Genomic DNA, 26,274 nt, shown 5'->3' with positions numbered 1-26,274 from the left:
TGCGATCCGTCACGGACATCCTGGCCGAGGCCGGCACAGCACCGCGACTGTCCGGAACGCCATGCCCCATACAATTCCGGACATGACCACTGTCGCCCTGGCCGTCACCGACGGCATGCTGCACTTCGAACTCGCCCTGGCGTGCGAGGTCTTCGGAGCCGACATGACCGGCGTGGCGGATTCCTGGTACCGCCTCTCGGTCTGCGGACCGAGCACCGTCCGGGCCGGCCTCTTCCGGCTGGAGCCCGACCACGGACTCGACGGCCTGCAGCGCGCCGACACCGTGATCGTCCCGGGCTGGGCCGACATCGACCAGGACCCGCCGGCCGAGCTCGTCGACGCGGTGCGCGCGGCCCACGAGGCGGGCGCACGCGTGGCCTCCCTCTGCACGGGCGCCTTCGTGCTGGCCGCCGCAGGCCTGCTGGAAGGCAAGCGCGCGACCACCCACTGGGCGCACACCCGGGAACTGGCCGAGCGTCACCCCCGGGTGCAGGTGGACCCGGACGTCCTCTACGTGGACAACGGCAGCGTGCTCACCTCCGCCGGCAAGGCCGCCGCCATGGACCTGTGCCTGCATCTCGTCCGTCTCGACCACGGCTCGTCGATCACCAACGCACTCGCCCGCCGTCTGGTCGTGCCGCCGCACCGGGACGGCGGCCAGGCCCAGTTCGTCACCACCCCCGTCCCCGCCCCGCACAACCACCCGCTCGCCGAACTCTTCCCGTGGGTGATCCAGCGGCTCGACCAGCCGCTCACCGTGGAGGACATGGCGCGGCGGGCGCGGATGAGCGCGCGCAACCTGGGCCGCCACTTCAGGTCCGTGACCGGCACCACCCCCTTGCAGTGGCTGCTCACCCAACGGATCCGCCACGCGCAGGAGTTGCTGGAGACCACCGACGACACGGTCGACAGCATCGCGGAGGCGACCGGCATGGGAACCGCCACGACGCTTCGCCGTCACTTCCACCGGACGGTCGGTGTGCCGCCGGACACCTACCGCCGCACCTTCCGCTCACGCACCCCACTCGGCTCGCCGGACCGGTGACGCGGCCGCCGACCCGGCGGCCCGGTCGGAAGCAGGTCAGTCCCGGGTGACGGCGGTGGGATCCGGCGCGGGACGCCCGTCCTCGGTGCGCTCGGTCGCGTCCTCCAGGACGATCCGGCCGATGATCTCGTACCGTTCGGGCCGCCTGGCCCTGAGGTAGAGACCGAGGCCGATTCCGCCGAAGAAGACGGCGCCGACGATCCACGGGATCGCCGCGAAGAAGACCGAGTCGGCGGCGAGTCCGGCCGCGGTCTCCATGTTGAGCACCAGCAGCACCACGACGGCGGTCATGCCGACACCGCCGAGCAGCGGTGCGGTGAAGGTCCGGAACCAGTGCCGGTCTTCGGGGTGGTGCCGCCGGAAGTAGCCGATCACGGCGAACGAGCACAGTGTCTGGACGATCAGGATCGCCATCGTGCCGAGGATCGCGAGCAGTGTGTAGAGGTGGATGTACGGGTCCTGGCCGGTGAGCCAGAAGGCGCAGACCAGCGCGACGGCGATGGCGCTCTGGACGTAGGAGGCGATGTACGGGGAGCCGTGCGAGCGGTGCGTACGGCCGAGGGCCGGATGCAGGAATCCTTCGCGTCCGATCGCGTACAGGTACCGCGAGGCGCACTGGTGGAAGGCCATGCCGCAGGCGAACGAGCCGGTGAGCAGCAGCCATTGGAAGGCGTCGACGGCCCAGGCGCCGATGAAGGCGGTGGTGGGGTCGAAGAAGAGGTCGAGCGGGGCGGCGGAGGAGGAGACCTCGACGACTCCGCGCAGGCCGTTTCCGGCGATGGTCATCCAGGAGACGTAGATGTAGAAGAGGCCGACGCCGATGACGGACACCAGCGTGGCGCGGGGGATGACGCGCTTGGGGTCGCGGGACTCCTCGCCGTACATGGCGGTCGACTCGAAACCGACCCACGACCAGAAGGCGAAGAAGAGACCGAGGCCGGCCGAGGCGCCGGTGAAGGCGTTCCTCGGGTCGACCGGTTCCAGCGGGATGCCGTCGGGGCCGCCGCCGGAGAGGAGTACGGCGGTGGCCACGGCGAACAGGACCGCGATCTCGGCGACGAGCATGACGCCGAGCGCCTTGGCGGTCAGGTTGATGTCGAAGTGGGCGAGGACGGCGGTCACGGCGAGCATCGCCGCCGCGTACACGATCCACGGCAGATCCACCCCGAGCTGGTCGGCGACGGTCGTCCGCGCGAAGTAGGCGAACACGCCGACGATCGACGCCTCGAAGACGATGTACGCGAGTACGGCGAGCATCCCCGAGGCCATGCCGGCGATCCGGCCCAGACCGTGGGAGATGTAGCCGTAGAAGGCCCCGGCCGCGGTGATCCGTTTCGCCATGGCCACGTAGCCGACGGAGAAGACGGTGAGGACGAGCGTCGCGAAGAGATAGCCGGCGGGCGCGCCGGTGCCGTTGCCGAAGCCGACGGCGATGGGAAGGTTCCCGGTCATCGCCGTGATGGGTGCGGCTGTCGCGACCGCCATGAAGACGACGCCGACGAGACCGACCGAGTTCGCTTTGAGCCGCTGCACCTCAGGGGTGCGGTTCTCTGCCATGGCGAGAGAGCTTCGTCCGGGGTGACCCACGCCACAATCGACAAGTGGTCGAACAATGGCCCGGCGTGGCAGACGAGTTGTCGTCCCTGACGGCGCCTCGAGTTGGGCGGCGAGGACCTGCGCGCCCGCGACGTCGGCGCCTGCGCCCGTCGGCTACGATCACCACCGTCGGCTGTGTCCGATATGTGTCACGTCCACGACCGTGTTCCGCCGGATTTCACCCCGCCGGAGTGCTTCCCGGCCGGCGGTGCGATCCGCTTTGTGGCACCGTCCGCCCGCCGGGCGGCACAGCAGACGGCCCGACTGCGCGCAGAGAACCATGAGGGAGACCGATGATCTTCATCACCGCCAAGTTCCGTATCCGTCCCGAGTACGCCGACCGGTGGCCGGAGATCGCCGCCGACTTCACCGCGGCCACGCGCGCGGAACCGGGCTGCCTGTGGTTCGACTGGTCGCGCAGCGTCGAGGACACCTCGGAGTACGTGCTGGTCGAGGCCTTCCGCGACGACGAGGCGGGGGCGGCGCACGTGCAGTCCGAGCACTTCAAGGCGGCGCAGCGGACCCTGCCGCCCCACCTGGCCGAGACACCCCGGATCGTCAACGCGACGGTACCCCAGGACGACTGGTCGCTGCTCGGCGAGATGAGCGTCTCCGAACAGGAGTGACGCACCGCCTCGCGAGGGACGCCCGTCGGGGCGCGGCGAGCTCCGAGGCGGGTGCCCACCGCCGGGGACGGCTCCTGCGGGGTGCCGTCCCCGGCGGCGAGCGATTCAGCGGCCGCGTCTGTGGAGCATCACGTCCGTGACCACGGGACGGTGGTCCGACGCGTCCGTCGCCACCGTTCGGGCACCGGCCACGGTGACATCGGGCGAGACGGTCACGAAGTCGATGCGCTTGACGGGGTCGATCGCCGGGTACGTGCCACCGCCGTCAGGGGCGGCGTCCCGCAGTTGCTGCCACAGCGGCGCCAGCTCGGGGGCCGTCGCCTCGGCGTTGAAGTCGCCGACCAGGATCTTCGGTCCCCGGTCGGCGGCCAGCACATCGAGCATGTCCGCCACCTGGGCCTCGCGAACCGACGGATCGGCCCGGTAGTCGAGGTGCGTGGCATAGACGTGCACGTGTGAGCCCTTGACGTTGACCACCACCTCGGCGAAGCCGGGCGCCGGCGCCGGTACCGGATCGGATGTCTGGGTGGAGAGCCTGGTGATCTCGTGGTTCTCGGCCTCCAGCACCGGGTAGCGGCTCAGCACCGCGACGCCGTACTGCCGGCGTTCACCGCCCTCGGCGGCCGGGTCCAGGTCGTAGATGGGGGCGAAGAACACCCGCATGTCCAACTCCTCGGCCAGCGCCCGGGCTTCGTCCACGAAAGCGCTGCGGGCACCCCAGTGGACATCGACCTCCTGGAGGCCGATCACGTCGGCACGCAGACCGCGTACGGCCTCGGCTGTGCGGTCGAGGTCGAAGATCCCGTCCTGGCCGGCCCCGGCGTGGATGTTGTAGGTCGCCACCCGCAGCGGCACCGGCGGGGCCTGTTCGCCGGGGACGCCGGTGTCCGCGGCTTGCGCCGGTACGGCCGTGGCGAGCACTGCTGCGGCGAGGACGGCGGCCGCATGGCCGCCGCTGAGGGGACGTCGGAAACTGGGCATCATGCCTTCTCCAGATCAGGTGGAAGCGAGACCTGCACCGAACGGGAACAGCGGCGCGACCGGGTGGACGGCATCGGGGTGACCGTCATGGAAAGGCCCACAGCGGGAGGAACACCGCGCGGCCACCGCCTCCCTGACTCCGACTCACGCACCCCTGCATTCTGCTCCGGCGGTGGCCCACCCACTCGCGATCCGCGCCGGAACGCGCCGCCGGCGCCCGGCCTGTCGTCTGCGCCGGCGGTTCTCGGTTCACGCCCGTCATCATGGAGAAGGACCGCGGTGCGGACGCCCCTCACACCCCCGAGGGTTCGCCGGCCCTCCGCTCGGGCACGTCCGGCGGCGACGCCGGGATCGCGTCGTCGTACGGGGCGTCGCTGCGCCCGTACGCCGGGTGGACCGCCATGTACAGCAGGCCCAGGGCGACCACGACGACGCCGGAGAGGAGCACGATGTAGTTGTCGTACCAGGGGGCGTCGATCGCCAACCGCACCGACTACGGCCTCGCGGCGGCGGTGTGGACCCGCGACCTGTCCACCGCGCCGGCGACGCTGACGCTCATCGTCTTCACGGCAGGACCGGGAACAGCTCGCTCCGGACGAGCTACATCGCACCGACGTCCCTGCCCAGAGCGGTGAGCAGCCGGTCCGCAGGGAGGGCCGGCATGGTGCGGCCGCCGAAGCCGGTGGTCGTCGTCGCGGCCAGGAGGGAGTTGAGCACTGCCTCCTCCACCGCGTCGAGGACGGCTTCGAACAGCGGACTCAGCTCGGCATCCGCCACGGGGACGCCGGCCGGCGGGCGGGTGCCGAAGGCCACGGCGTAGTCGCCGCTCCCGTGGCTGTAGGCGGCGCCCGTGCGGGCGAGGGCGAACACGGCACGCCGCGCCACACGGGTCAGCTGCCGGGCGTCGAGAGGGGCGTCCGTGGCCACGACGACCATGCAGGAGCCGGTCTCGGCGGCCGGCCCCGGAGCGCCGGTCAGGCCCAGCGACCGGGGGGTGACGGCGCGGCCGAGCACCCGCAGCGTGCCACCGAAGTTCGCCTGCACCAGGACGCCGACCGTGACGCGTCGGCCGCCCAGGTCCGGCGTTCGGGACGCGGTCCCGATGCCGGCCTTGAACCCCAGAGCGGTCGTGCCGGTCCCGGCGCCGACGCAGCCTTCGGCCACCGGGCCGCCGGACGCCCCGTCGAGTGCGGCCCGGACGTGTTCCTCGTGCACCGGCCGTGCGCGGATGTCGGACAGGAGACCGTCGTTGCACTCGCCCACCACCGGGTTGAGGCTCTGCACCTCTTCGCACCCGGGCCGTTCCAGCATCCAGCCGACCAGGGCATCGGCGACGCGGAAGGCCGACAGGGTGGAGGTGAGCAGCACCGGGGTCTCCAGCACGCCCAGTTCGCAGAGCTGGGTCGTGCCGATGATCTTGCCGTAGCCATTGCCGGCAAAGACACCGGCGGGCAGCGGTGTGCGGGGGCCGACGGCTTCGGGCACGATGGCGGTCACTCCGGTGCGTACCTCGGGATCCCGCCGGACGGTCGTGTGGCCGACGCGCACTCCCGGGACGTCGGTGATCGCGTCGAGCGGTCCGGTACCGAAGTGTCCGATGACGAGGCCGAGGTCGCGGGCGCGGGGCCGGCCGGTGGCCGCGGGCTGTACGCGAGGCATGGGTTCCATGTGACCGGAGGCTACGCGTGGCACCGTGACGGAGCGGCAGGGGTCCAGGTGGGCACCGACACGGCGCCGGACTCGGCGGCCCGCTCGGCCTGTTCCCGGCCGTACCGCAGCAGTGACCGAGCCCGGCCCGTGCAGTCGTGCGGGACGTGCACGGGCTCCGGCGCGGGGCGGTTCGTCAGTCCTTGTAGTCGGGGCAGGTCCGGTCGAGCATGCGGAGCAGCGCCGCCCAGGCGAGGTCGTAGGCGTCGAGGTCCTCGAAGTCGGCCTCCGCCTCGCCTGCGAGCTGCTGGGCGGTGTACTCGCAGACGTCGGCGGGCGGGACGATCAGCGGGCCACCGCCCGACTGGGCGGTCACCTGGATCTCGCAGGCCTTCTCCAGGTAGTACATGCGCAGGAAGGCGCGCGCGGCGCTCTCGCCGACCGTCAGCAGACCGTGGTTGCGCAGGATGAGGGCCGGGTGGTCGCCGATGTCGGCGACCAGCCGCTGCTGTTCGTCGAGGTTGAGCGCCACGCCCTCGTAGTCGTGGTAGCCGACCCGGTTGTGGAACTCCATCGACATCTGGTTGAGCGGCAGCAGCCCGTCGCGCTGCGCGGCGACGGCACAGCCGGCCTTGGTGTGGGTGTGCAGCACGCAGTGGGCGTCCGGGCGGGCGGCGTGGATGGCGCTGTGGATGACGAAGCCGGCGGGGTTGACCTGGTACGGGGTCGGGTCGACCGGGTTGCCGTCGAGGTCGATCTTGACCAGGTTCGATGCGGTGATCTCCTCGAAGAGCAGCCCGTAGGGGTTGATGAGGAAGTGATGGTCCGGGCCGGGAAGGCGCAGCGAGATGTGGGTGAAGATCAGATCGGTCATCCGGAAGTGCGCGACGAGCCGGTAGACGGCGGCGAGTTCGCGCCGGAGGCGGAGTTCCTGCTCGGCGAGGGGCTGCTCGGCGGTGGTGGGGACGCTCGTGGTCATGCGGTGTTCCTCAGGCGGTGGGATCGACGGCTGGGGTCAGGGGGCGGCCGGTGCGGTGCCAGGCGATGACGTTCTCGGCGGGCTTGCACACGTAGGCGCGGCGCGAGGCGTCGGTGAGGTAGGCGCTGTGCGGGGAGAGCCTGATGCGCGGGTGGTGGCGCAGCGGATCGTCCGCGGGCGGTGGTTCGACGGGGAACACGTCGAGGGCCGCTCCCGCGAGCCGGCCCGTGTCCACGGCGTCCACGAGGGCGTCGGGGGCGACGAGTTCGCCGCGCGCGACGTTGACGAGGAAGCTGCCGGGACGCATCCGGTCCAGCACCTTCGCGTCGACGAGGCCGTGCGTCGAGGGGGTCAGCGGGAGGTGGAGGGAGAGCACGTCGGTCGCCGCGGCGAGCGCGTCGAGGCTCTCGTACCGCTCCACGCCCTCGGGCCACAGGGCCGGGTCGGCGTACGGGTCGCAAGCGGCGACGCGGCCGAAGACCGGAGCGGCGAGGGTCGCGAGCTTCCGGGCGATGCGGCCGAGGCCGACCAGGCCCAGGGTGAGTTCGCTCGCACGGCGCGGCAACGGGGCGCCGTCTGCGGGGACGGCGAAGTCGGCGTTCCAGCCGCCGGTCCTGACCACGGAGTCGGCCCTCGGCAGGTCGCGGACCAGGGAGAGCGCGGAGGCCAGCGCGTGCACGGCGACGTCCTCGGTCGCGGCGTCCGGGAGGTTGGTGACCCAGAGCCCGCGTCGGCGGGCCGCCGCCGTGTCGATCATGTCGTGGCCCGCGGACATCGTGGCGAGGATGCGCAGGTGGGGCAGGCGGTCCAGGAGCGCGTCGTCGACGCGGGCGTACCCGACGATCAGGGCGACCGCATCCTCGGCGGTGGCCGCGAGGACGTCCGGGTCGCGGCTCCCGGCGACCCGGACCGCGAAACCGGCGTCGGCGAGCAGCCGTGCGCCGGGTTCCGGGTCGAGATCCTCGGTGTCGGTGAAAACGGCGACGGGCTGGTGCACCCGATCCCCTCTCGATCAGAACGACTGATTCGTTCGCGGCAGTCGAATGGAACTTACGATTCATCTGTCGTTTCGTCCAGGGGAAGTCGCGACGGAGGTCGGTGACCCACGTCACGGACCGACGGGAGGGAGTCGCCCCTTGGCCCACAATGAATCGGTCCCGAGGAGACGACTTCGGGGCCGCCGAACCGAGGGGATCACCAGGTGGACCTGGACCACATCGACCTTGCCGTCGTCCGTGAACTGCAGGCGGACGGCCGACTCACGTACGAGACGCTGGCCCAGCGGGTCGGCCTGTCCCGTCCGGCCACCCGGGCGCGGGTCCAGCGACTGCTCGATTCGGGAGCCGTCCGGGTCGTCGCCGTGGTCCACCCCGCCGTACGGGGCCTCACCGCGTCCGCCCACCTCTCCATCGACGTCGGCGGCGCCGCGGAGGCCGTGGCACGCGAGATCGCCGCGATGCCGCAGGCACCGTTCGTCACCCTCACCGCCGGACAGCGCGCCGTCATGGCCGAACTGCGCACCGACGGCTTCGACGAGCTGGACCGGGCGATAGAGCAGGTCCGGTCGGTCACCGGCGTCACCGGCGTCGATCCGCTCATCAGCACCCGGCACCTCAAGGACCCGTACTTGCTCGCCGGCGAGCCGACGGTCGCCGACCTCGACGAGACCGACCGGCAGCTCCTGGACGCACTCGAGCAGGACGGCAGGCTGCCGTTCGCCGACCTCGCGGCCCGCGTCGGCCTGTCCCCCGGCGCCACCCGCGCGCGCACGCTGCGCCTCCTGGACGGCGGGGTCGTGAAGGTGCTGGCCCTGGTCCGCCCCGAGCTGCTGGGACTCGGCTTCCTGTGCGGCTTCGCCCTGCGCGTCGACGGGGCGCGCGAGCCGGTCGCGCGCGAGCTGGCCGCGTGGGAGCAGGTGTCGTTCCTGTCCGCCTGCGTCGGCCGGGCGGAGCTCGTCGGCACCATCACCGCCGACTCACTGAGCTCGGTGCGGGCCACACTCGACGCCATGCGGTCCTGCGCCGGCGTGCGCGGCGTGGAGAGCTGGGTCCATCTGGAGCTGATCAAGGAGCGCTACGACCTCGGAGCCAGCCCGCACTGACACCACCACAGACGATCCGTAAGCCAGAAGCTCGGAAACTTCCGAAGAATCATTCGATCGAACCTATGGCCAATCTCTCGTTCGTTCTCTATGGTCCTCACGAACGAATCAGCCGTTCTGGCTGTCTGCTGGCCGAAAGTAGGTTCCCCTCATGCACCACCCGCTCGTCGAGTCCCGTACCGAACGCACCCTCCTGGTGACCGGCGCCGCCGTCGCCGTCCCGGGCACGTCGGTACGGGCCGAGGCCCTCGCCGTCCGCGGCGACCGCGTCGTCCACGTCGGCACCGCGGAGGACGCCCGCGCCGTGCTCGGCGGCCGCGCCGACGAGATCCTCGAACTCGACGGCGGCCTCGTCCACCCCGGCTTCGTCGACGCCCACTGCCACCCGGTGATGTACGGCCAGGCCCTCGCCTGGGTGGACTGCCGCCCCGAGCGCGTCCCCGACATCGACACCCTCGTCACCGTCCTCACCGAGGCGGCCCGCGACCTCCCCGCCGGCGTGCCGGTGCGCGGCTTCGGCTACGAGCACCGCCGGCTCGCCGAGCGCCGCCACCCCACCTGCCACGATCTCGACCGGATCGCCACCGACCGCGAGGTGTACGTCATGAACGCCTCCGGCCACGGCGGCGTCGTCAACACCCACACCCTGCGCGCCTGCGGCATCACGGCCGGCACGCCGGACCCCGAGGGCGGCTCCATCGGCCACTTCGCCTCCGGCGAGCCGGACGGCCAGCTGTGGGACGCGGCATGCGACCTGCTCACCGGCCCGGGCGGCGTGAAGATCGGCAACCACGGGCCGAACTTCCACCTCTCCGAGCCCGACGCGATCATGGCCGACCACCTGATGCGCGCCCAGGAAACCTTCCTCGCCGCCGGCGTCACGACGGTCGGCGACGCGCAGGCCTCGCGCCGGGAGATGGAGACGTACCTGCGCGCCCGCACCGACGGCTCGCTGCGGATGCGGGTCTCCGCCTACCTCACCTCCGCGCTGCTCGACACCGCCCTCGAGCTCGGAGTGGTACGCGGCTTCGGCGACGACCTGTTCCGCGTCCAGGGCGTGAAGCTCTACGCCGACGGCACGCTCGGCGGCTGGACCGCGTACTTCCCCGACGGCTACGCCGCGGACTGCTGCCACCACGGGCAGCTGTACCACTCCGCCGAGGAGTACGCGGGGATCATCGCCAAGGCCCACCGCGCCGGACTCCAGACCGCCACGCACGCGCAGTCCCCGTTCGCCATCGGCATGGTGCTCGACGCGGTCGAGAAGGCGCAGGCGGACGTCCGGCGCGCCGACATGCGCCACCGCGTCGAGCACTGCGGTCTGCCGACCGACGCCCAGATCACCAGGATGGGCGCACTCGGCATCGTCCCGGTGATGCAGCCGCAGCACCACCTCCGCACCGGAGACGGCACTCTGACCGCGATCGGCGACCTCGGTCACCGGTACAACCCCGCCGGCCTCTGCCTCCCGGCCGGCGTCCCCGTCGTGTTCAGTTCGGACGCCCCGGTCGCGCCGCCCGCGCCACTGGAGGCGATCTCCGCGGCCGCGACCCGCACGACCGTCCTCGGCACGGTCCTCGGCGACGAGTCGCTGCGCCTGCCCGTCCCCGACGGCCTGCACGCCCACACCGGCGCCGCGGCCTCCGCGCTGCACCGCGAGCACATGGTCGGCGCCCTCGCCCCGGGCATGCTCGCCGACTTCGTCGTCCTGGACGCCGACCCGCTCGTCACCTCATCCGAAGCGCTCGCCTCGATCGCCGTCCGCGAGACCTGGATCGGCGGCGCCCGGGCCTGGGCGGCCCCCGGCCGCTGACCAGCCGCGACGCCCGGCCATGGCTCCCGACCGTGGCCGTCGCCGCACCCCCGTCCCCTCCCCCCTCCCCGCTCCTGCCGGAGGCCCCCGTGTCCCAGCCCCGACCGACCACCTCACAGAGCCCGATGAGAGCCGCGCTCGCCGCACTCGTCGGCACCTCCATCGAGTGGTACGACTTCTACGCCTTCGCCACCGCCGCGGCGATCGTCTTCGACGACGTCTTCTTCCCCGCCGACATGCCTCCGCTCGTGCGGACGCTCTCCGCCTTCGGCACCTTCGCCGTGGGTTTCCTGCTGCGGCCTCTCGGCGGCATCGTCTTCGGTCACATAGGCGACCGGGTCGGCCGCAAGAAGACCCTCGTCATCACGCTGATGATGATGGGCGTGGCATCCTTCGCGATCGGCCTGCTCCCGACGTATGCCCAGGTCGGCGTACTCGCACCGATCCTCCTGATCGTGCTCCGGCTCATCCAGGGCATCGCCATCGGCGGCGAGTGGGGCGGTGCCGTCCTGGTCGCCGTCGAGAACGCCCCGCGCGGCAGGGCCACCTTCTTCGGCTCGTTCGCCCAGCTCGGCTCGTCCGTCGGCGCGCTGCTGTCCACCGGTGCGTTCTCCCTGATGAACCTGTGGGGCGACGAGGCCTTCGACAGCTGGGGCTGGCGCGTGCCCTTCCTCGCCTCCGCGGTCCTCGTCGTCATCGGCCTCGTCATCCGGCTCAAGCTGGAGGAGGCCCCGGTCATGGACGAGATCAGGGCCCAGCGCACGGAGCGGGACAAGCTGCCGGTCGTCGAGGTGTTCCAGTCCTCGTGGCGCACCGTGCTGACCGGGGTCTTCGCCCTGGCGACCGCGACCGGCGGCTACTACGTGGTGACCAGCTTCCTCCTCGCGTACGGCACGGGCGAGCTGAAGCTGTCGGAGTCGATGCTGCTCAACGGCCTCACCTTGGCGGCCTTCCTCGAACTCGTCGTCACTCCGGGGCTGTCCTGGCTCGGCGACCGCGTCGGCGCGCACAGGGTGGTCGTCGCCGGCCTGGCGGGCGTGATCGTGCTCTCCGTACCGCAGTTCCTCGCCATGGAGACCGGCAGCGTCGTGCTGATCTACGCGGCGATGCTGGGGATGCGGCTCGTGATGTCGGCACTGTACGGACCGATCGCGGCGATCCTCGCCGAGGGCTTCGCACCCCGCGTCCGGTACACGGGCATCTCGCTCTCCTACCAGGTCTGCAACATGATCTTCGGCGGCTTCGCGCCGCTCGCCGCGGTCTCGCTGTCGGCCGCGGCCGGCGGACACTACTGGCCGGCCGCGGCCCTGCTCATGGCCATCTCCGCCATCGGCATCCGGTGCACCCTCCGCCTCCGGCGGCTGGGAGCCCCGCAGCTCACCGCCCCGGGCACGGAACGGATCACGGACAGCGCGGTCACGTCCGCCTGACGCACCCACCCTCATCCGGCGGCCGAGGCTCCGATCGCACAGCGGTCGGAGCCTCGGCCGCTCGCCGGAGGAGCGCGGAACGAAGACAGTGGTCACTCGCTCACAGTGGGTGGAAAATGCAGGTATGGACCGTTTTCTCGGTCGGATGCGCGGTCTTCGCGCTCGGCTGTCCCGATCAGCCGGGAAGCGGTCCCTTCCCGCTGAGGCTCGTCCGGGCGGCGGGCACCTTCTGTGGCGGAGACGGGCGGGCCGCTCACTGGCACGGCGGAGCATCGCCGGTCAGGTGTTCCTCCTGCAGTTCGTCACCTCCATCGTGATCATCCTCACCGCGCTGTCGCTCCTGGTCGTGCAGGCACGGCAGAACAGCATGGACGACGCCCGTCGCAGGGCACTGGCCGTCGCCGAGTCGTTCGCCGGCGCCCCGGGCACGGCAGCGGCGATGACGGGCACGGACCCGACCGCGGCGCTCCAGCCGCGTACGGAGACTGTCAGGAAGGCGTCCGGCGTCGACTACGTCGTCGTGTTCGACGAGGACGGCATCCGTCACACGCATCCCGACCCCGCACTGATCGGGAAGCCCGTCATCGGCCCACCCGGACTGCTGCAGGAGGTGCTGGACGGCAGGTCGGTCACCAGTACCTTCACCGGGAGCCTGGGCCCGACGGTGAATGCCAGCGCCCCCGTCCGCGCGGGCGACGGAAGCGTACGGGGAGGCGTGGCCGTCGGTGTCACCGTCACCAATGTCAACGAATCGGCCGCCCGCCAGCTGCCCGCCCTCATCGGGGCGGCCGCCGGCGCCCTCGCTCTCGCCCTGGTCAGCTCGGCGCTGGTGAGCAGGCGGCTGCGACGCCTGACCCGCGGTCAGGGACCGGTCGAGATCACCCGCATGTACGAGCATCACGACGCCGTCCTGCACACCATCCGGGAAGGTGTGCTGATCGTCGACAGTGCCGGCCGCCTGGTGCTCGTCAACGACGAGGCGCGGCGCCTTCTGGACCTCCCTCCCGCCCCCGAAGGGCGGCGGGTCACCGAGCTCGGCCTGAACCCGGGAATCGCCGAGCTGCTCGCTTCGCACGACACGTGCACCGATGAGGTGCACATCGCCGGCGGCCGGCTCCTGGCGATCAGTCTTCGCCATGTGGACAGGGCGGCAACGGCCGGGGAGACGGTGGCCACGCTGCGGGACACCACCGAACTGCGCAGGGAGCAGGGCAGGGCGGAAACCGCCCGGATGCGGCTGGAGCTGCTCTACGACGCGGGCGCCCGGATCGGTACCACGCTCGATGTCGTGCGTACGGCCGAAGAGCTGGCCGAGGCGGCCGTGCCGCGGTTCGCCGACTTCGTCACGGTCGAGCTGCTGGACGCGGTGCGGCGCGGGGAAGAGCCGGCTCCGGGAGACCTGGTGATGCATCGCGTGGCCGGGCGCGGCATCCGGGACGACGCTCCCTTGATCCCGGTCGGCGGACGGATCACCTTCCTGCCTGCCACACCAGTCCTGGCCGGTCTCGACACCGGTCGCGCAATCCTCACCGCCGACCTGCACGCCGAAACGGGCTGGCGTGCGCAGGCCCCCGAACGGGCACACAGGGTGCTCGACTACGGGATCCGTTCCCTGATCACCGCTCCCCTGCGTGCCCGGGGCATCGCACTCGGAACGGCGCACTTCTGGCGCTGCTCCTCCTCCGGGCCGTTCAGCCGGGAGGATCTCGACATCACCGAGGAGCTGGCCTCCCGGGCCGCGGTCGCGATCGACAACGGCCGACGCTATGCACGCGAACGCACCGTCGCCGTGGCGCTGCAGCGCAGCCTGCTGCCGCGCGGCCTGCCCAACCAGAGCGCCCTCGACGTCGCCTGGCGCTACCTGCCGGCCCAGGGAGGCGCGAGCGGCGACTGGTTCGACGTCCTGCCCCTGTCCGGTGCCCGGGTGGCCCTCGTGGTGGGCGATGTCGTCGGCCATGGCCTGCACGCCGCGGCCACCATGGGGCGGCTGCGGACCGCCGTCCACAACTTCTCCGCCCTCGACATGGCGCCCGACGAGCTCCTCGGGCACCTCGACGAGCTGGTCGCGCGGATCGACCGCGACAACGCCGGTGCGGAAACCGGTGCGGACATCGCCGGCGCGACGTGTCTGTACGCCGTCTACGATCCCGTCTCCTGCCGCTGCAGCATGGCCCGCGCCGGTCACCTGCCTCCGGCCCTCGTCCGTCCGGACGGCAGCGTGGACTTCCCCGAGCTGCCGCCCGGCCCTCCCCTGGGGCTGGGAGGGCTGCCCTTCACCTCGGTCGAGTTCCGGCTGCCCGAGGGCAGCCAGATCGTGCTGTTCACCGATGGACTGCTGGAGAACCGCAAGCGGGACCTCGACACCGGCCTCGACCTGCTGCGCAGCCACCTGAGGCATCCGGACCGGACGCCGGACGAGACCTGCCGGGCGTTGCTCGACGCCCTACGGCCCAGTCGAGCCACCGACGACGTCGCCCTGCTGGTTGCCCGGACCCGGGCCTTCCCGTCCGACCGGATCGCCGAGTGGGACGTACCGCGGGACCCGTCGGCCGTCGCCGCCGTCCGTGCCGACGCGACCCGGCGACTGGCCGCATGGGGCCTGGAGGAGACGGCGTTCACCACCGAACTCGTCCTCAGCGAACTGGTCACCAATGCCATCCGCCACGGCGCCGCACCGATCAACGTCCGCCTGCTGCGCGACCGCAATCTGATCTGCGAGGTCTCCGACGGCAGCAGCACGGCGCCGCACCTGCGCCTGGCCGCCACCACCGACGAGGGCGGCCGCGGCCTGTTCCTCGTCGCGCAGTGCACGGAGCGCTGGGGCACGCGGTACGACCAGCACGGAAAGGTCATCTGGACGGAACAGCATCTGTACCGTCCCTGAGAACTGCTCGTCCAACCGTGATCACCCTCGGCTATTGTCCTTCCTCGTGGCTTCGGGGGAAGGGCCGTCTCGTCGGCCCACAGGGCGTCACAGGCGGGGAGCTGAGTACTGAGTATGGACGCACGGGACGCGCAGGGGACGGCCGGGAGGCTGCGGGCGATCACCGAGGAGCTGTCGGACCGTTTCTACGAGCGGGCCGACGTGGTGCGGACGCTGGTGGTGACACTGCTGGCAGGGCAGCACTCGTTGGTGCTCGGCCCGCCCGGAACGGCGAAGTCCGAGATGGCCCGGGAACTCACCGGCCGGATCGAGGGGGCGGCCTACTGGGAGATCCTCCTGTCGAAGTTCACCGCGCCGACGAGGATGTTCGGGCCCATCGACGTCGCCGCGCTGGCCCGGGGCGAGTACCGCCAGGTCTACGACGGTCGCGCCACGACCGCGCATGTCGCGTTCATCGACGAGATCTTCAAGTGCTCCACGGCGGCGCTGAACGAGACGTTGGGCTACCTCAACGAGCGGATCTACCACCCCGAGAACGGCGGCGAGCCGATCCGCTGCCCCCTGATCGGGGCCATCACGGCGAGCAACGAACTGCCCGGCGGAGAGGATTCGGCGGCGATCTACGACCGGCTGCTGGTGCGGATCGAGGTCGGGTACCTGGAAGACCCCTCGAACTTCGCCGCGCTGGTCCGCTCCGCCGTCAGCCGCCCGGTGACGCCCACACGGACGACGGTGGAGCTGGCAGCCTTGCAGCACGCCGTGACCGAAGCCGTCCCGGCCACGGGCGTCCCCGACGCGATCGTGGACGCGGTGTGTACGCTCCGTGCCGCCCTGCGCCGCAAGGAACTCGTCGCCTCCGACCGCCGCTGGCGGCAGGCGGTACGGCTGCTGCAGGCGTCCGCGTACCTCGACGGCCGCCCCGCGGTCGCCGAGACCGACCTGTCGGTGCTGACGCACGTACTGTGGGACTCCCCCGCCCAACGCCCGACCGTCGAGCGCGAGGTGCTCCACCTGGTCAATCCCGACGCCAGGGAGGCACTCGACCTGGCCGACACCATCGACGAGCTGGAGGCCCAGCTCGACGCCATGGCCGGGCAGTCCCGCGAGGCGCTGAGCGAGTGGGTCATCAAGAAGGCGCACAACCAGCTCGCCGTGGCGGGGAGGCGGCTGGAAGCACTGCGCAAGGAGGCGGCTGTCGCCGGCCGCTCCACCGCCGCCATCGACCGGGTCAACGGCCGTCTGCGCGCCGTCCGCGCCCGCGTGCTCACCGAGGCCCTCGGCATGGACGCGAGCATGGTGCAGGCCGAGCTCTGAACAACTGGAGGGATCAGGGCCGTGGGTGAGACGCCGAGCAGGCTCGACGAGCCGGTGAGCCGGGCCGGGAAGTGGCCGGGCCCGTCCGCCGCCGCTCCCGGGCTGCACACCGCCGCCGTGGTCGCGGACAGGTTCGACCGGATGGCATGGCGCGACACCTACGACCAGTCGGCCGGACTGCGCGAGCTGGCCGCGGAACTGAACGAGCGCTACGACTGCAGCACCGACCTCCTGACCGACACCTTCGTGGCCGCCTACAAGGTCGGCCCCCGACTGCGCGAGCGCGCGGAGATGGACCCCTCTCGGCTGGTCAACCACCAGGTCGTCACCTCACTGCTGGAGTCACCTCAGTTCACGGAGCTGCGCCGGGAGACGGCCGGCGACCCCTACGCCGCCGCCATGGCCGTGCTCGCCCAGGCCGCCGCGCTGCGCCGGATGCTGGAGCACTCCCGAGGCGCGCAGGAACAGGCCGAGCGGGCGAAGCGGGCACGGCAGGAAGCCGACGGCGCGGCGACCGCCGTGAGCGAGGCTCTCCAGCAGGCCGCCGACGGGGCGGACGGGGACGGCGCCGTCCAGCAGGCGATCGAGGCCGCCGGGGCCGCCGAGGCCACCGCGCGGCAGGCAGCCCGGGACGCCGCGCGGGCGCTCGCGGCGGTGGCCCCCGCCATCGGCGCGGCCGCGCGGACGGCGGCGGCGAAGGCCGCCGGGGCCGCGCGGGAGGAGGCGGCGCTGATGCGGGCATGGGGTGTCGGTCCCGGCGAGCTGGAACGGATGCCGTTCGACCAGCGCGCCCGGCTCGCCGAGCGGCTGCGCACCGGCCGCCTCGCACAGTGGGCCGAGCTCATCGGCCGTTTCCGGCAGATGGCCGGTGGTGAGCGGGCCCGCAAGGTGGAGAACGCCACCGGGGAACTGGTCGGCGTCACGCTCGGCGACGACCTCTCCCGTGTCATCCCCTCCGAGCTGGCGGGCCTCGGCGTGCCCGAGCTGCGTGCGGTGTTCGCCGCGCGCTACGCCGCCGGGGAGCTGATGCTCTACGACAGCCAGGGGGAGCAGTCCACCGGCCAGGGCGCCGTCATCGCGTGCGTGGACACCTCGCACTCCATGTACGAGGCGGGGCCCGGCGGGGTGACCCGGGAGGCGTGGGCCAAGGCGTGCGCCTTGGCCCTGCTGGATCAGGCCCGCCACGCGGGGCGCGACTTCGTCGGCATCCTGTTCTCCGCCGCCGACAAGCTCCAGGTCTTCCGCTTCCCGGCCGGCGGACCCGCCGGCATCGACCGGGTCCTCGAATTCGCGGAGACCTTCCTCGGCGGCGGCACCAGCTACCAGAGGCCGCTGAGCGCGGCCTGCGAGCTGCTGGAGGAGGAGTTCAACGACGCCGCCCGCAGGCGCGGCGACATCGTGATGCTCACCGACGACGACTGCGGCGTCACCGAGGAATGGATGCGGGGCTGGATGGACGCCAAGCACCGGCTGGGCTTCCGCGTCTTCGGGGTGGCCATCGGCGCCCCGCGCGTCGCCGATCCCGACTCGGTCCTGGACGCCCTGTGCGACAACCTCCGCTCCATCGAGGACCTCACCGACGTCCACGCCGCCGCTGATCTCTTCCGCGTGATCTGATCCCGGCCTCGTAGGATCGGCGCACGGACGGCACGGTGGGCGATCCCCAGGGGCTGGACGGTCAGTGGTGCGTGGAGTCGCCGGTCATGACCGGCGCATGACGCGAGGACCGGATCGGCAGTGCGCTTCGGGGCGGGAATCCCACGGTGCTCCGGCGACTGGAGGCCGGGTTCGCGGTGATCGGGGACGTCCAGTTCCTCCCGGGATACTCCGTGCTCCTCGTGGACGACCCTGCGGTGCAGCGGCTGTCGGAACTGCCCCGGCGCAAGCGGCTCGCGTTCCTGTCCGGCATGGACCAGCTGGGCGAGGCCGTGGAACGCGCCTGCAAGCGGCTGGACCCGGCCTTCCGGCGGGTCAACCTGGAAATCCTGGGGAACACCGACCCGTTCCTGCACGCGCATGTATGGCCTCGGTACGACTGGGAGCCGGCCGACCTGGTGAGCAGGCCCGTGTGGCTGTACCCGCCGGAGCGGTGGCGCGACGAGCGGTATGCGCTCGGCCCTCGACACGCCGCCCTGCGCGAGGCGATCAACGAGGAACTGGACGGCGTCCAACGCGGTTGACAATGCGCAGACGCGCGGGGGTTCCGTGAGAAATGCGTGTCACCCGCGACGCGGGAATGTCACGGACGCGCCGTCCGCACCGGCCGGACGTGGGGCGCGATTCTCGCACTTGCGGCGAACATCTCGCACCCGCGGCGAACACGGTGACCCAGGTCACATGTCGGCGGCGTCCTCCGACCGGACGTCGGCGAATTCCCACCAGGCGAGCGGCAGCCAGTCTCCGCCGACGAAGCCGTCGACGGATCCTCCGGTTCCGCGAATGGCCACGCGAGTCCCCTCCGGATAGGTGGTCCCGGACAGGCCCACTACCGGGACGAGCAGCGTACCGAGGCGTCGCGACAAGGTTCTGGATCCTTTCTGCATGCATGGACAGGACCCCTGTGGCCCTGGTGCAAATCATCTCATCATGCACCAGTCTGGAGTATGAGGGACAACACAGGAGACCGGTCGATCTGCGGACCGGGCCCTCGCCCGTCGGATGCCGCGGGTCCCCCGGCGCTGCTGTTCCCCAGCGCGATCGATCAATCACACCTAGTGGAGGTGCTCGAGCATGAGGGCCGTCGTGTACAAGGGACCGTTCGACGTGGCGATCGAGCAAGTGGAGGATCCGCGCATCCAGCACCCGAACGACGTGATCGTCCGCGTCACGTCCACCGCCATATGCGGCTCCGACCTGCACATGTACGAGGGTCGCACCGCCGCGGAGCCCGGCATCGTGTTCGGCCACGAGAACCTCGGGGTCGTGGAGGAAGCCGGTGACGGTGTGACTTCGGTCAGCCGCGGAGACCGGGTCGTGATGCCTTTCAACGTCGCCTGCGGCTTCTGCAAGAACTGCACGGCAGGCTTCACGGGCTTCTGTCTGACGGTGAACCCCGGCTTCGCCGGTGGTGCCTACGGCTATGTGGCGATGGGGCCCTTCGTGGGCGGCCAGGCCGAATACGTCCGGGTGCCCTACGCGGACTTCAACTGCCTGAAGCTCCCCGAGGGCACCGAGAAGGAGACCGACTTCGTCCTCCTCGCCGACATCTTCCCGACCGGCTATCACGGCAACGAGCTGGCCGATGTGCGCCCCGGTGAGAGCGTCGCCGTGTACGGCGGTGGCCCGGTCGGTCTGATGGCTGCCTACTCGGCGATGCTGCGCGGCGCGAGCAAGGTGTTCGTGGTGGACCGGGTGGCGGAGCGGCTGCAGAAGGCCGAGGAGATAGGCGCCGTCCCGATCAACTTCACCGAGGGCAACGCGGCACAGCAGATCAAGGAGCAGACCGGAGGCGAGGGGACGGACAAGGGCATCGACGCCGTCGGCTACCAGGCTCAGGCCCAGGCGCACGGTGAGGATCGCGAGGAGCCGGCGACCGTCCTCAACTCCCTGGTCGAGACGGTCCGGCCGACGGGCGCACTCGGCGTGCCGGGGCTGTACGTCCCGCGCGATCCCGGCGGACCGGACGAGCAGGCCAAGCACGGCATGCTGATGGTCGCCATCGGGCGTCTCTTCGAGAAGGGACTGCGCATGGGCACCGGGCAGTGCAACGTCAAGCGCTACAACCGTCAGCTGCGGGATCTGATCATCGAGGGCCGTGCGACGCCCAGCTTCGTCGTGTCGCACGAGCTGCCCCTCGACCAGGCTCCGACGGCGTACGAGAAGTTCGACAAGCGGGTCGAGGGTTACACCAAGGTCGTGCTCCACCCGCACGCCTAGCGGAAGGTCTCCCCGGAAGGCCGAGGGGCCCGCCACCGGCCACGCAGATTCCCGGCGTGGCGGGGCCCTCAGCCCCGGTAACTCCGTAGCTTCCGGTAGAGCGTCGCGCGCCCGATCCCGAGGGCCGCAGCCGTGCGGGCCTTGTTGCCGCCGTGCCGGCGCAGGGCCTCCAGGATGGCGGTGCGTTCGGCCTGTTCCATGGGACTCAGCGGACGTTCGGCGGGGCCCTGGCGCACGGGGTCCGGGAGTTCGGCGCGCCGGACGGGCCCCGTCGCCCTGCGGTGGACCGCCAGGGACCGCACGACATGGGCGAGTTCGGTGACGTTGCCGTGCCACGGATACCGCTCCAGGGCGCGCAGCGCGTCCAGCGTCCAGGTGAGCGGAGGGTGCCCCGCGGCGGGCCGTGGTGTGACGGCGGGGAGCAGTGCCTCGATGTCCTCCGGCCGTTCGCGCAGCGCGGGGAGGGTGACCGAGCGGGCGGACACCGAGTCCAGCAGCCGTTGCAGGCAGGGCCCTGGAGGAGTGCCGGGGGTGTAGGTGACCGCGAGCGGTGCGTCCGGGTGCTCGTCGAGCAGGCGGTTGAGGACGGCCACGTCCGGCTGTGCCAGTCGTTCGGCGTGGCGCACGACGAGTGGGCGGTTCCGGGGCGGCAGTGCCAGCGCCTCACCCAGTGCGCCCTCGGCGGCGTCCAGGATCAGGGGGTCGCCGAGCAGTTCGCGGGCCAGCGCGGCCTTCCCGGTGCCGCGTTCGCCGGCCAGCAGCAAGGGCGCGCGGTGCGCGGCCAGTTCCGCGGCACGCTCCGTGGCCCGCCGCCACGGCACCGAGCGTCCGGCCAGCGTGACCGGCGTGCGCCCGGCGGTGCGCGAGGAGGCGTGCGTCAGGGGTTCCAGCACGGCCACGGCGCCGACGGTGGACCCCAGGTGACGCACAGGCGTGATGCCGGCGGTGCAGGACACGCCGGACGGGAAGTGGACGGTGTTCGTCCCGGACGGGTCCGATGCCGTCTCCATCGCCTTCCCGGTAGCCGCGTGCCCAGAGTTCCGCGACTCCGCCGGCGTGCCCCTCTCCAGGTCCTGGAGGTCCGCCGGTGACAGCAGTCGCGCCGCCGCCGGGCTCACGAGCCGACTGTGCCCGCCGAACGCGACCACCGCGCGGTCCTCGCCCCGTGCCGCCGCGAGGTAGGCGTCCAGCAGGACCCGTTCCGCCGGGCGCGACCGGGCCGCCAGCCCGGCCTCCGCCAACGCGGCGACCGCTTCAGCGAGGGCCGCCCCCGGATGCGGAGCGTCGCCGGCGCACAACGGGGCCGCCACCGTCACCGTGCCCCTGGCGCGCCCGGCGGGATCCCGGACGGGCACACTGACCGCGGACACGTCCTGCCACACGTCGAGGAAGTGCTCGGGCCCGTGCACCTCCGCACGGCGACCGGTGCGCAGAGCGAGGGCCGCGCTGTTGTGGCCGACCCGCTGTTCGTCGAGGTCCCCGCCCCTTGTGCCGTCGGCTCCGCCCCCGGCCGACCACAGCACGCGCAGCCGCTCGTCCGTGAGGACGAGTGCCGACCGACCCCCGCCGAGGCCGGGCGCGATCCGTTCCAGCGCGGGGCGGGCCGCCACCAGCAGGGGTGCCGGCTCGGACGGCCGTACGGGGTCGTCAGTGTCGTCGGGGTCGTCGAGAGCGGTGTCCGTACCCGTGGCCGCCGGAACCGGCCAAGCCGCGTCGTGCCGCACCCCGAAGAACCGGGCCCGCCGCCACGCGGAGGTCACCTCGTCCGGAACGCCGTCGGGCAGGGGACGCCCCGTCAGGAACCGCTCGCGGGCCCGGCGCAGGCGGGCGACGGAGGACTCGACGGGGAACAGATGTGCGACTGGGAAGGAGTGCTCTGTGGTGGTCATGACGCGCCTCACCGTAGCGGCACGGTTGAACCGCCAACTACCGCGGTCCCACTCAGTGCCGCGCCGCCTGTGCGGGTGTCTCGTATTGAGACACCCGCGACCGCCGGGAGCGCTTCATGATCTTGAACGGTCGGTTCCCGTCCTTCCCGGAGCGTTGCCCGTGCACACCGTTGAGTCCCATGTGGTGACCGACGTGCTGATCGTGGGCAGGGGACCCGCGGGCACCTGGGCCGCGCCGGCCCTCGGCCCCCGCGGCGTGCCCGACATGGTCGTCACCGGCCACGCACGCCTCGCCGGCACGCCCCGGGCCCGCATCACCGACCAGCGCCTCGGAAATGCCTGAGAACTTCCCTGCTCTCCCCCCACTCCCCCACTGCCCCCACGAAAGGTGAACGCCATGCCCCTCGGGCTGCTCCGACGACGCCGGCACAAGGAAGCCGCCGCCCGCACGGATCTCATGCTGCCCCTTCCGGCCGGCGCGGGCGCTGTCGCACGTACGGTGCTCGACCCCGTCGACCAGCCCCTGTCCGGTGCCGACGTCACGGTCACGGCGCTCGACACCCACCGGGTCGTCGCGCGCGGCACGACCGACCCGTACGGCTTCTTCTTGGCGGTCCTGCCGCCCGGGCGCTACAGCGTGCTGATCGTCGCCGAGGGCTTGGAGCCGCACCGCGAGACCGTCGAGGTCGCAGGCGGCGGCAGCACGCCGACCGGGCAGATCCGGCTGCAGCCGGCCCGGCAGCTCACCCTTCCGCCCACCGGCGGTTGGATCTTCGACCCGCCCCACACCGCCATCCGTTTCATCGCCAAGCACGTCGGCATGGCCCATGTCCACGGCCGCTTCGAACGCTTCGACGGTGCCATCCAGGTGGGCCCGGAGATGTCCGGCTCCCGCGTCCAGGTCCGCATCGACGCCTCCAGCATCACCACCGGCAACACCACCCGGGACAGCCACCTCCGCTCGGCCGACTTCCTGGACGTGGAGCGCTACCCGTACATCGACTTCGTCAGCTCGCGCTTCGTCTACCGCGGGGGCAGCAAGTGGACCCTGAACGGCACGCTCACCATGCACGGCGTGAGCCGCTCGGTCGCCCTGGACACCACCTATCTGGGCACGGTCAACGGCGGTTACGGCGAAGAGTTGCGGTGTGCGGCCCTGGCGACGGCGGAACTGCACCGCGAGGACTACACCTTGAACTGGCGATCCATGCTCGCGCGCGGCATCGCGGTGGTCGGCCCGACCGTGCAGTTGGAACTGGACGTCCAGGCGATGTACCGCACGCCCGACACGCCCACGCCCCCGGAGTAGGAGCCGCCCTTGTATCGTGAGTCACATAGGAGCGCCTTACTTCAGTCGAGTCGGTTCCCCTGGCGGGCCAGGGGGGCAGGCGATGCCGGCGGTTTCCCTTCGAGGAGAGCGTCGTGGAGTGGTTCACGGATGCCGACTACTGGCTGGGCAGGCTTCTGTTCCAGCGAGGACTGGCCGCGCTCTACCTCGTGGCGTTCCTGAGCGTGGCCGACCAGTTCCGCGGGCTGATCGGCGAGGACGGCCTGCTCCCGGTGCCGCGGTTCCTGGCCTCGGTCCGCTTCCGCCGGGCCCCGAGCATCTTCCGTCTCCACTACTCCGACCGGTTCTTCGCCGCCGTTGTCTGGACGGGGGCGGCGCTGTCCGCGGCCATGGCGGCGGGAGCGGGCGACCTGGTGCCGCTCTGGGCGTCGATGCTGATGTGGGCGCTGCTGTGGGCGCTGTACCTGTCGATCGTCAACGTCGGTCAGACCTGGTTCGCCTTCATGTGGGAGTCGCTGCTGCTGGAGGCGGGGTTCCTCGCGATCTTCCTCGGCAACGGCGACACGGCCCCGCCGGTGCTGGTGCTGTGGCTGCTGCGCTGGCTGCTGTTCCGGCTGGAGTTCGGGGCCGGGCTGATCAAACTTCGCGGTGACCCGTGCTGGCGTGATCTGACCTGCCTGCGCTATCACCACGAGACCCAGCCGATGCCGGGTCCGCTGAGCTGGTTCTTCCACCACCTGCCGGGGCCGGTGCACCGGGCGGAGGCCGCGGCCAACCACGTCGCCCAGCTCGCCTTGCCGTTCGCGCTGTTAGCCCCGCAGCCGGTGGCGAGCGCGGCGGCGGGGTTCGTCATCCTCACCCAGCTCTGGCTCATCACCTCGGGCAACTTCGCCTGGCTCAACTGGCTGACGATCGTGCTGGCCGTGCCCGTCATCGGCGGACCCGCCACGGCCGGCGCCCTCGGCCTGCCCGAACCGCCGCACTTCGGTGCCGCGCCGGCGTGGTACGAGGGCATGGTGCTGGCCGTCACCGCGACCGTGGCGGTGCTGAGCTACTGGCCGATCCGCAACCTGCTCTCCCGCCACCAGGTGATGAACGCCTCCTTCACACCGCTGCACCTGGTCAACACCTACGGAGCGTTCGGCAGCGTCGGCCGCGTCCGCGACGAACTGGTCATCGAGGGCACCGACGAGCCGGAGGTCACGGACGCCACCGTGTGGAAGGAGTACGGCTTCAAGGGCAAGCCGGGCGACGTGCGGCGCCTGCCGCGGCAGGTGGCCCCGTACCACCTGCGTCTTGACTGGCTGATGTGGTTCGCCGCCCTCTCCCCCGCCTACGCCGGCCCCTGGCTGCCGGCCCTGCTCCTCGCGCTCCTCGACGGCAACCCGGCCGTCCTGCGTCTGCTGCGCCACAACCCCTTCCCCCACGCGCCGCCCACCTTCGTACGGGCCCGCCTCTACCGCTACCGGTTCACCACGTGGCACCAGCTGCGCTCGACGGGTGCCTGGTGGGACCGCACGCTCCTGGGCGACTACGTTCCAGCCGTCACAAAAGCACCCATGGAGAGGGAAACCGGGATTTCTTGACAACCTGGAGCGGGGACCTTATCCAGACTCTTAGGTGTACTCCGAATCCGCAGGTGAGCGGACGCAGACGGAGGAGAGGACCCATGACACGTGCAGTGGGAATCGACCTGGGCACGACGAACTCGGTGGTCTGCGTGCTGGAGGGCGGGGAGCCCACGGTCATCACCAACACGGAGGGGGCACGGACGACCCCGTCGGTGGTCGCCTTCGCCAAGAACGGCGAGGTGCTGGTCGGCGAGGTGGCCAAGCGCCAGGCCGTCACGAACGTGGAGCGCACGGTGCGGTCCGTCAAGCGCCACATGGGTGACGCGCAGTGGCGGTTCCCGGACAGCGGGAGCGTCGACGGCAAGCGGTACACCGCGCAGGAGATCTCCGCACGGGTGCTGCAGAAGCTCAAGCGGGACGCGGAGGCCTACCTCGGTGAGGACGTCACGGATGCCGTCATCACCGTTCCGGCCTACTTCAACGACTCCCAGCGCACCGCCACCAAGGAGGCCGGGGAGATCGCGGGCCTGAAGGTCCTGCGCATCATCAACGAGCCCACGGCCGCGGCCCTCGCCTACGGACTCGACAAGGAGAACGACCAGACCGTCCTGGTCTTCGACCTCGGCGGCGGCACGTTCGACGTGTCGCTGCTGGAGATCGGGGAGGGTGTGGTCGAGGTCAAGGCCACCAACGGCGACACCCACCTGGGCGGCGACGACTGGGACCAGCGGATCGTCGACCACCTGGCCAGGCAGTTCAAGAACGCCTACGGCGTCGACCTGACCAAGGACAAGATGGCCGTCCAGCGGCTGCGCGAGGCCGCCGAGCGGGCGAAGATCGAACTGTCGTCGTCCTCCGAGACCACGGTCAACCTGCCCTACGTCACCGCGTCCGCCGAAGGGCCGCTGCACCTGGACGAGAAGCTCACCCGAGCCCAGTTCCAGCAGCTGACGGCCGACCTGCTCGAACGCTGCAAGGGCCCCTTCCACAACGCGGTCAAGGACGCCGGAATCAAGGTCTCCGGCATCGATCACGTGATCCTCGTCGGCGGCTCGACCCGCATGCCCGCCGTGACCGATCTGGTGCGGGAGCTGACCGGCAAGGATCCGCACAAGGGCGTCAACCCCGACGAGGTCGTGGCCGTGGGCGCCGCCCTGCAGGCCGGTGTCCTCAAGGGTGAGGTCAAGGACGTCCTGCTCCTCGACGTGACCCCGCTGTCCCTCGGCATCGAGAC

Annotated in this window: 22 protein-coding genes; 14 read left to right on the top strand and 8 right to left on the bottom strand. The window is 71.5% G+C overall.

Translation table 11 applies throughout. From position 1 onward, the window contains the following. Nucleotides 1-82: 82 nt before the first annotated feature. Nucleotides 83-1,045, top strand: a complete 963-nt coding sequence (locus tag IE260_RS35370; RefSeq protein ID WP_189879485.1) for a helix-turn-helix domain-containing protein — start codon at nucleotides 83-85, stop codon at nucleotides 1,043-1,045. Between the two features lie 36 nt (nucleotides 1,046-1,081). On the opposite strand, the gene IE260_RS35365 is transcribed toward IE260_RS35370, so the two are convergent. Then, nucleotides 1,082-2,602 carry an APC family permease gene (locus tag IE260_RS35365; protein WP_189879483.1) on the bottom strand — a complete coding sequence of 507 codons (1,521 nt, stop codon included), beginning with the start codon at nucleotides 2,600-2,602 and terminating at the stop codon, nucleotides 1,082-1,084. 332 nt (nucleotides 2,603-2,934) lie between these two features. Here IE260_RS35365 and IE260_RS35360 point away from each other — a divergent pair, with 332 nt between their 5' ends. Then, on the top strand, nucleotides 2,935-3,267 hold the full coding sequence (locus IE260_RS35360; protein ID WP_189879481.1) for a putative quinol monooxygenase: 333 nt from the start codon (nucleotides 2,935-2,937) through the stop codon (nucleotides 3,265-3,267). Nucleotides 3,268-3,372: 105 nt separating this feature from the next. Here IE260_RS35360 and IE260_RS35355 read toward each other — a convergent pair whose 3' ends face one another. From IE260_RS35355 to IE260_RS35335, 5 genes are all read right to left on the bottom strand, one after another. Further along, nucleotides 3,373-4,251 carry an endonuclease/exonuclease/phosphatase family protein gene (locus tag IE260_RS35355; RefSeq protein ID WP_189879479.1) on the bottom strand — a complete coding sequence of 293 codons (879 nt, stop codon included), beginning with the start codon at nucleotides 4,249-4,251 and terminating at the stop codon, nucleotides 3,373-3,375. 289 nt (nucleotides 4,252-4,540) lie between these two features. Further along, nucleotides 4,541-4,732, bottom strand: a complete 192-nt coding sequence (locus IE260_RS35350) for a hypothetical protein (RefSeq protein WP_229881629.1) — start codon at nucleotides 4,730-4,732, stop codon at nucleotides 4,541-4,543. A gap of 116 nt (nucleotides 4,733-4,848) precedes the next feature. Further along, nucleotides 4,849-5,916 (bottom strand): P1 family peptidase, encoded by a 1,068-nt coding sequence (locus IE260_RS35345; RefSeq protein WP_189879477.1) that lies wholly within the window; start codon nucleotides 5,914-5,916, stop codon nucleotides 4,849-4,851. A 175-nt stretch (nucleotides 5,917-6,091) separates the two neighbouring features. After that, a complete protein-coding gene (locus IE260_RS35340; protein WP_189879475.1) occupies nucleotides 6,092-6,874 on the bottom strand; it encodes a class II aldolase/adducin family protein in 783 nt (260 codons plus the stop codon). Nucleotides 6,875-6,884: 10 nt separating this feature from the next. Beyond that, the gene (locus IE260_RS35335; RefSeq protein WP_189879473.1) at nucleotides 6,885-7,871 is read right to left on the bottom strand and encodes a C-terminal binding protein; all 987 of its coding nucleotides are present in this window, start codon (nucleotides 7,869-7,871) and stop codon (nucleotides 6,885-6,887) included. Nucleotides 7,872-8,075: 204 nt separating this feature from the next. Here IE260_RS35335 and IE260_RS35330 point away from each other — a divergent pair, with 204 nt between their 5' ends. The 7 genes from IE260_RS35330 (at nucleotide 8,076) to IE260_RS35300 (ending at nucleotide 18,596) form a co-directional block, all read left to right on the top strand. Continuing rightward, nucleotides 8,076-8,975, top strand: a complete 900-nt coding sequence (locus IE260_RS35330) for an Lrp/AsnC family transcriptional regulator (RefSeq protein WP_189879471.1) — start codon at nucleotides 8,076-8,078, stop codon at nucleotides 8,973-8,975. 151 nt (nucleotides 8,976-9,126) lie between these two features. Beyond that, nucleotides 9,127-10,788 carry an amidohydrolase gene (locus IE260_RS35325; protein WP_189879469.1) on the top strand — a complete coding sequence of 554 codons (1,662 nt, stop codon included), beginning with the start codon at nucleotides 9,127-9,129 and terminating at the stop codon, nucleotides 10,786-10,788. A gap of 89 nt (nucleotides 10,789-10,877) precedes the next feature. Further along, nucleotides 10,878-12,218 (top strand): MFS transporter, encoded by a 1,341-nt coding sequence (locus tag IE260_RS35320; protein ID WP_189879467.1) that lies wholly within the window; start codon nucleotides 10,878-10,880, stop codon nucleotides 12,216-12,218. 124 nt (nucleotides 12,219-12,342) lie between these two features. Further along, a complete protein-coding gene (locus IE260_RS35315; protein WP_229881628.1) occupies nucleotides 12,343-15,102 on the top strand; it encodes a SpoIIE family protein phosphatase in 2,760 nt (919 codons plus the stop codon). 114 nt (nucleotides 15,103-15,216) lie between these two features. Beyond that, entirely contained in the window at nucleotides 15,217-16,416 is a 1,200-nt protein-coding gene (locus IE260_RS35310) for an AAA family ATPase (RefSeq protein ID WP_189879462.1), read from the top strand. Nucleotides 16,417-16,437: 21 nt separating this feature from the next. Then, complete coding sequence (locus tag IE260_RS35305; protein WP_189879460.1) at nucleotides 16,438-18,033, top strand: VWA domain-containing protein; 1,596 nt, start codon at nucleotides 16,438-16,440, stop codon at nucleotides 18,031-18,033. 146 nt (nucleotides 18,034-18,179) lie between these two features. After that, nucleotides 18,180-18,596: an HIT family protein gene (locus IE260_RS35300; RefSeq protein ID WP_229881627.1), complete on the top strand. Its 417-nt coding sequence runs from the start codon at nucleotides 18,180-18,182 to the stop codon at nucleotides 18,594-18,596. Nucleotides 18,597-18,749: 153 nt separating this feature from the next. On the opposite strand, the gene IE260_RS35295 is transcribed toward IE260_RS35300, so the two are convergent. Then, the gene (locus IE260_RS35295) at nucleotides 18,750-18,959 is read right to left on the bottom strand and encodes a hypothetical protein (RefSeq protein ID WP_189879459.1); all 210 of its coding nucleotides are present in this window, start codon (nucleotides 18,957-18,959) and stop codon (nucleotides 18,750-18,752) included. A 187-nt stretch (nucleotides 18,960-19,146) separates the two neighbouring features. Between IE260_RS35295 and IE260_RS35290 the strand changes: the two genes are divergently transcribed. Next, the gene (locus IE260_RS35290) at nucleotides 19,147-20,292 is read left to right on the top strand and encodes a glutathione-independent formaldehyde dehydrogenase (protein WP_189879457.1); all 1,146 of its coding nucleotides are present in this window, start codon (nucleotides 19,147-19,149) and stop codon (nucleotides 20,290-20,292) included. A gap of 68 nt (nucleotides 20,293-20,360) precedes the next feature. On the opposite strand, the gene IE260_RS35285 is transcribed toward IE260_RS35290, so the two are convergent. Then, nucleotides 20,361-22,181 carry a helix-turn-helix domain-containing protein gene (locus IE260_RS35285; RefSeq protein ID WP_189879455.1) on the bottom strand — a complete coding sequence of 607 codons (1,821 nt, stop codon included), beginning with the start codon at nucleotides 22,179-22,181 and terminating at the stop codon, nucleotides 20,361-20,363. 160 nt (nucleotides 22,182-22,341) lie between these two features. Between IE260_RS35285 and IE260_RS42185 the strand changes: the two genes are divergently transcribed. The 4 genes from IE260_RS42185 to dnaK all read left to right on the top strand — a co-directional run. Beyond that, nucleotides 22,342-22,524, top strand: a complete 183-nt coding sequence (locus tag IE260_RS42185; RefSeq protein WP_373303452.1) for an FAD-dependent monooxygenase — start codon at nucleotides 22,342-22,344, stop codon at nucleotides 22,522-22,524. 54 nt (nucleotides 22,525-22,578) lie between these two features. Further along, the gene (locus tag IE260_RS35275) at nucleotides 22,579-23,490 is read left to right on the top strand and encodes a YceI family protein (RefSeq protein ID WP_189879453.1); all 912 of its coding nucleotides are present in this window, start codon (nucleotides 22,579-22,581) and stop codon (nucleotides 23,488-23,490) included. Between the two features lie 113 nt (nucleotides 23,491-23,603). Continuing rightward, complete coding sequence (locus IE260_RS35270; RefSeq protein ID WP_189879451.1) at nucleotides 23,604-25,055, top strand: lipase maturation factor family protein; 1,452 nt, start codon at nucleotides 23,604-23,606, stop codon at nucleotides 25,053-25,055. Nucleotides 25,056-25,138: 83 nt separating this feature from the next. Beyond that, nucleotides 25,139-26,274 (top strand): molecular chaperone DnaK (gene dnaK, locus IE260_RS35265; protein WP_189879449.1); only part of this gene is annotated, 1,136 nt, incomplete at its 3' end.

Source organism: Streptomyces viridiviolaceus, from assembly GCF_014650995.1.
Lineage (GTDB): Bacteria > Actinomycetota > Actinomycetes > Streptomycetales > Streptomycetaceae > Streptomyces > Streptomyces viridiviolaceus.
The sequence above is the reverse complement of the archived record's forward strand: the minus strand, read 5'-3'. Positions and strand labels throughout refer to the sequence as shown.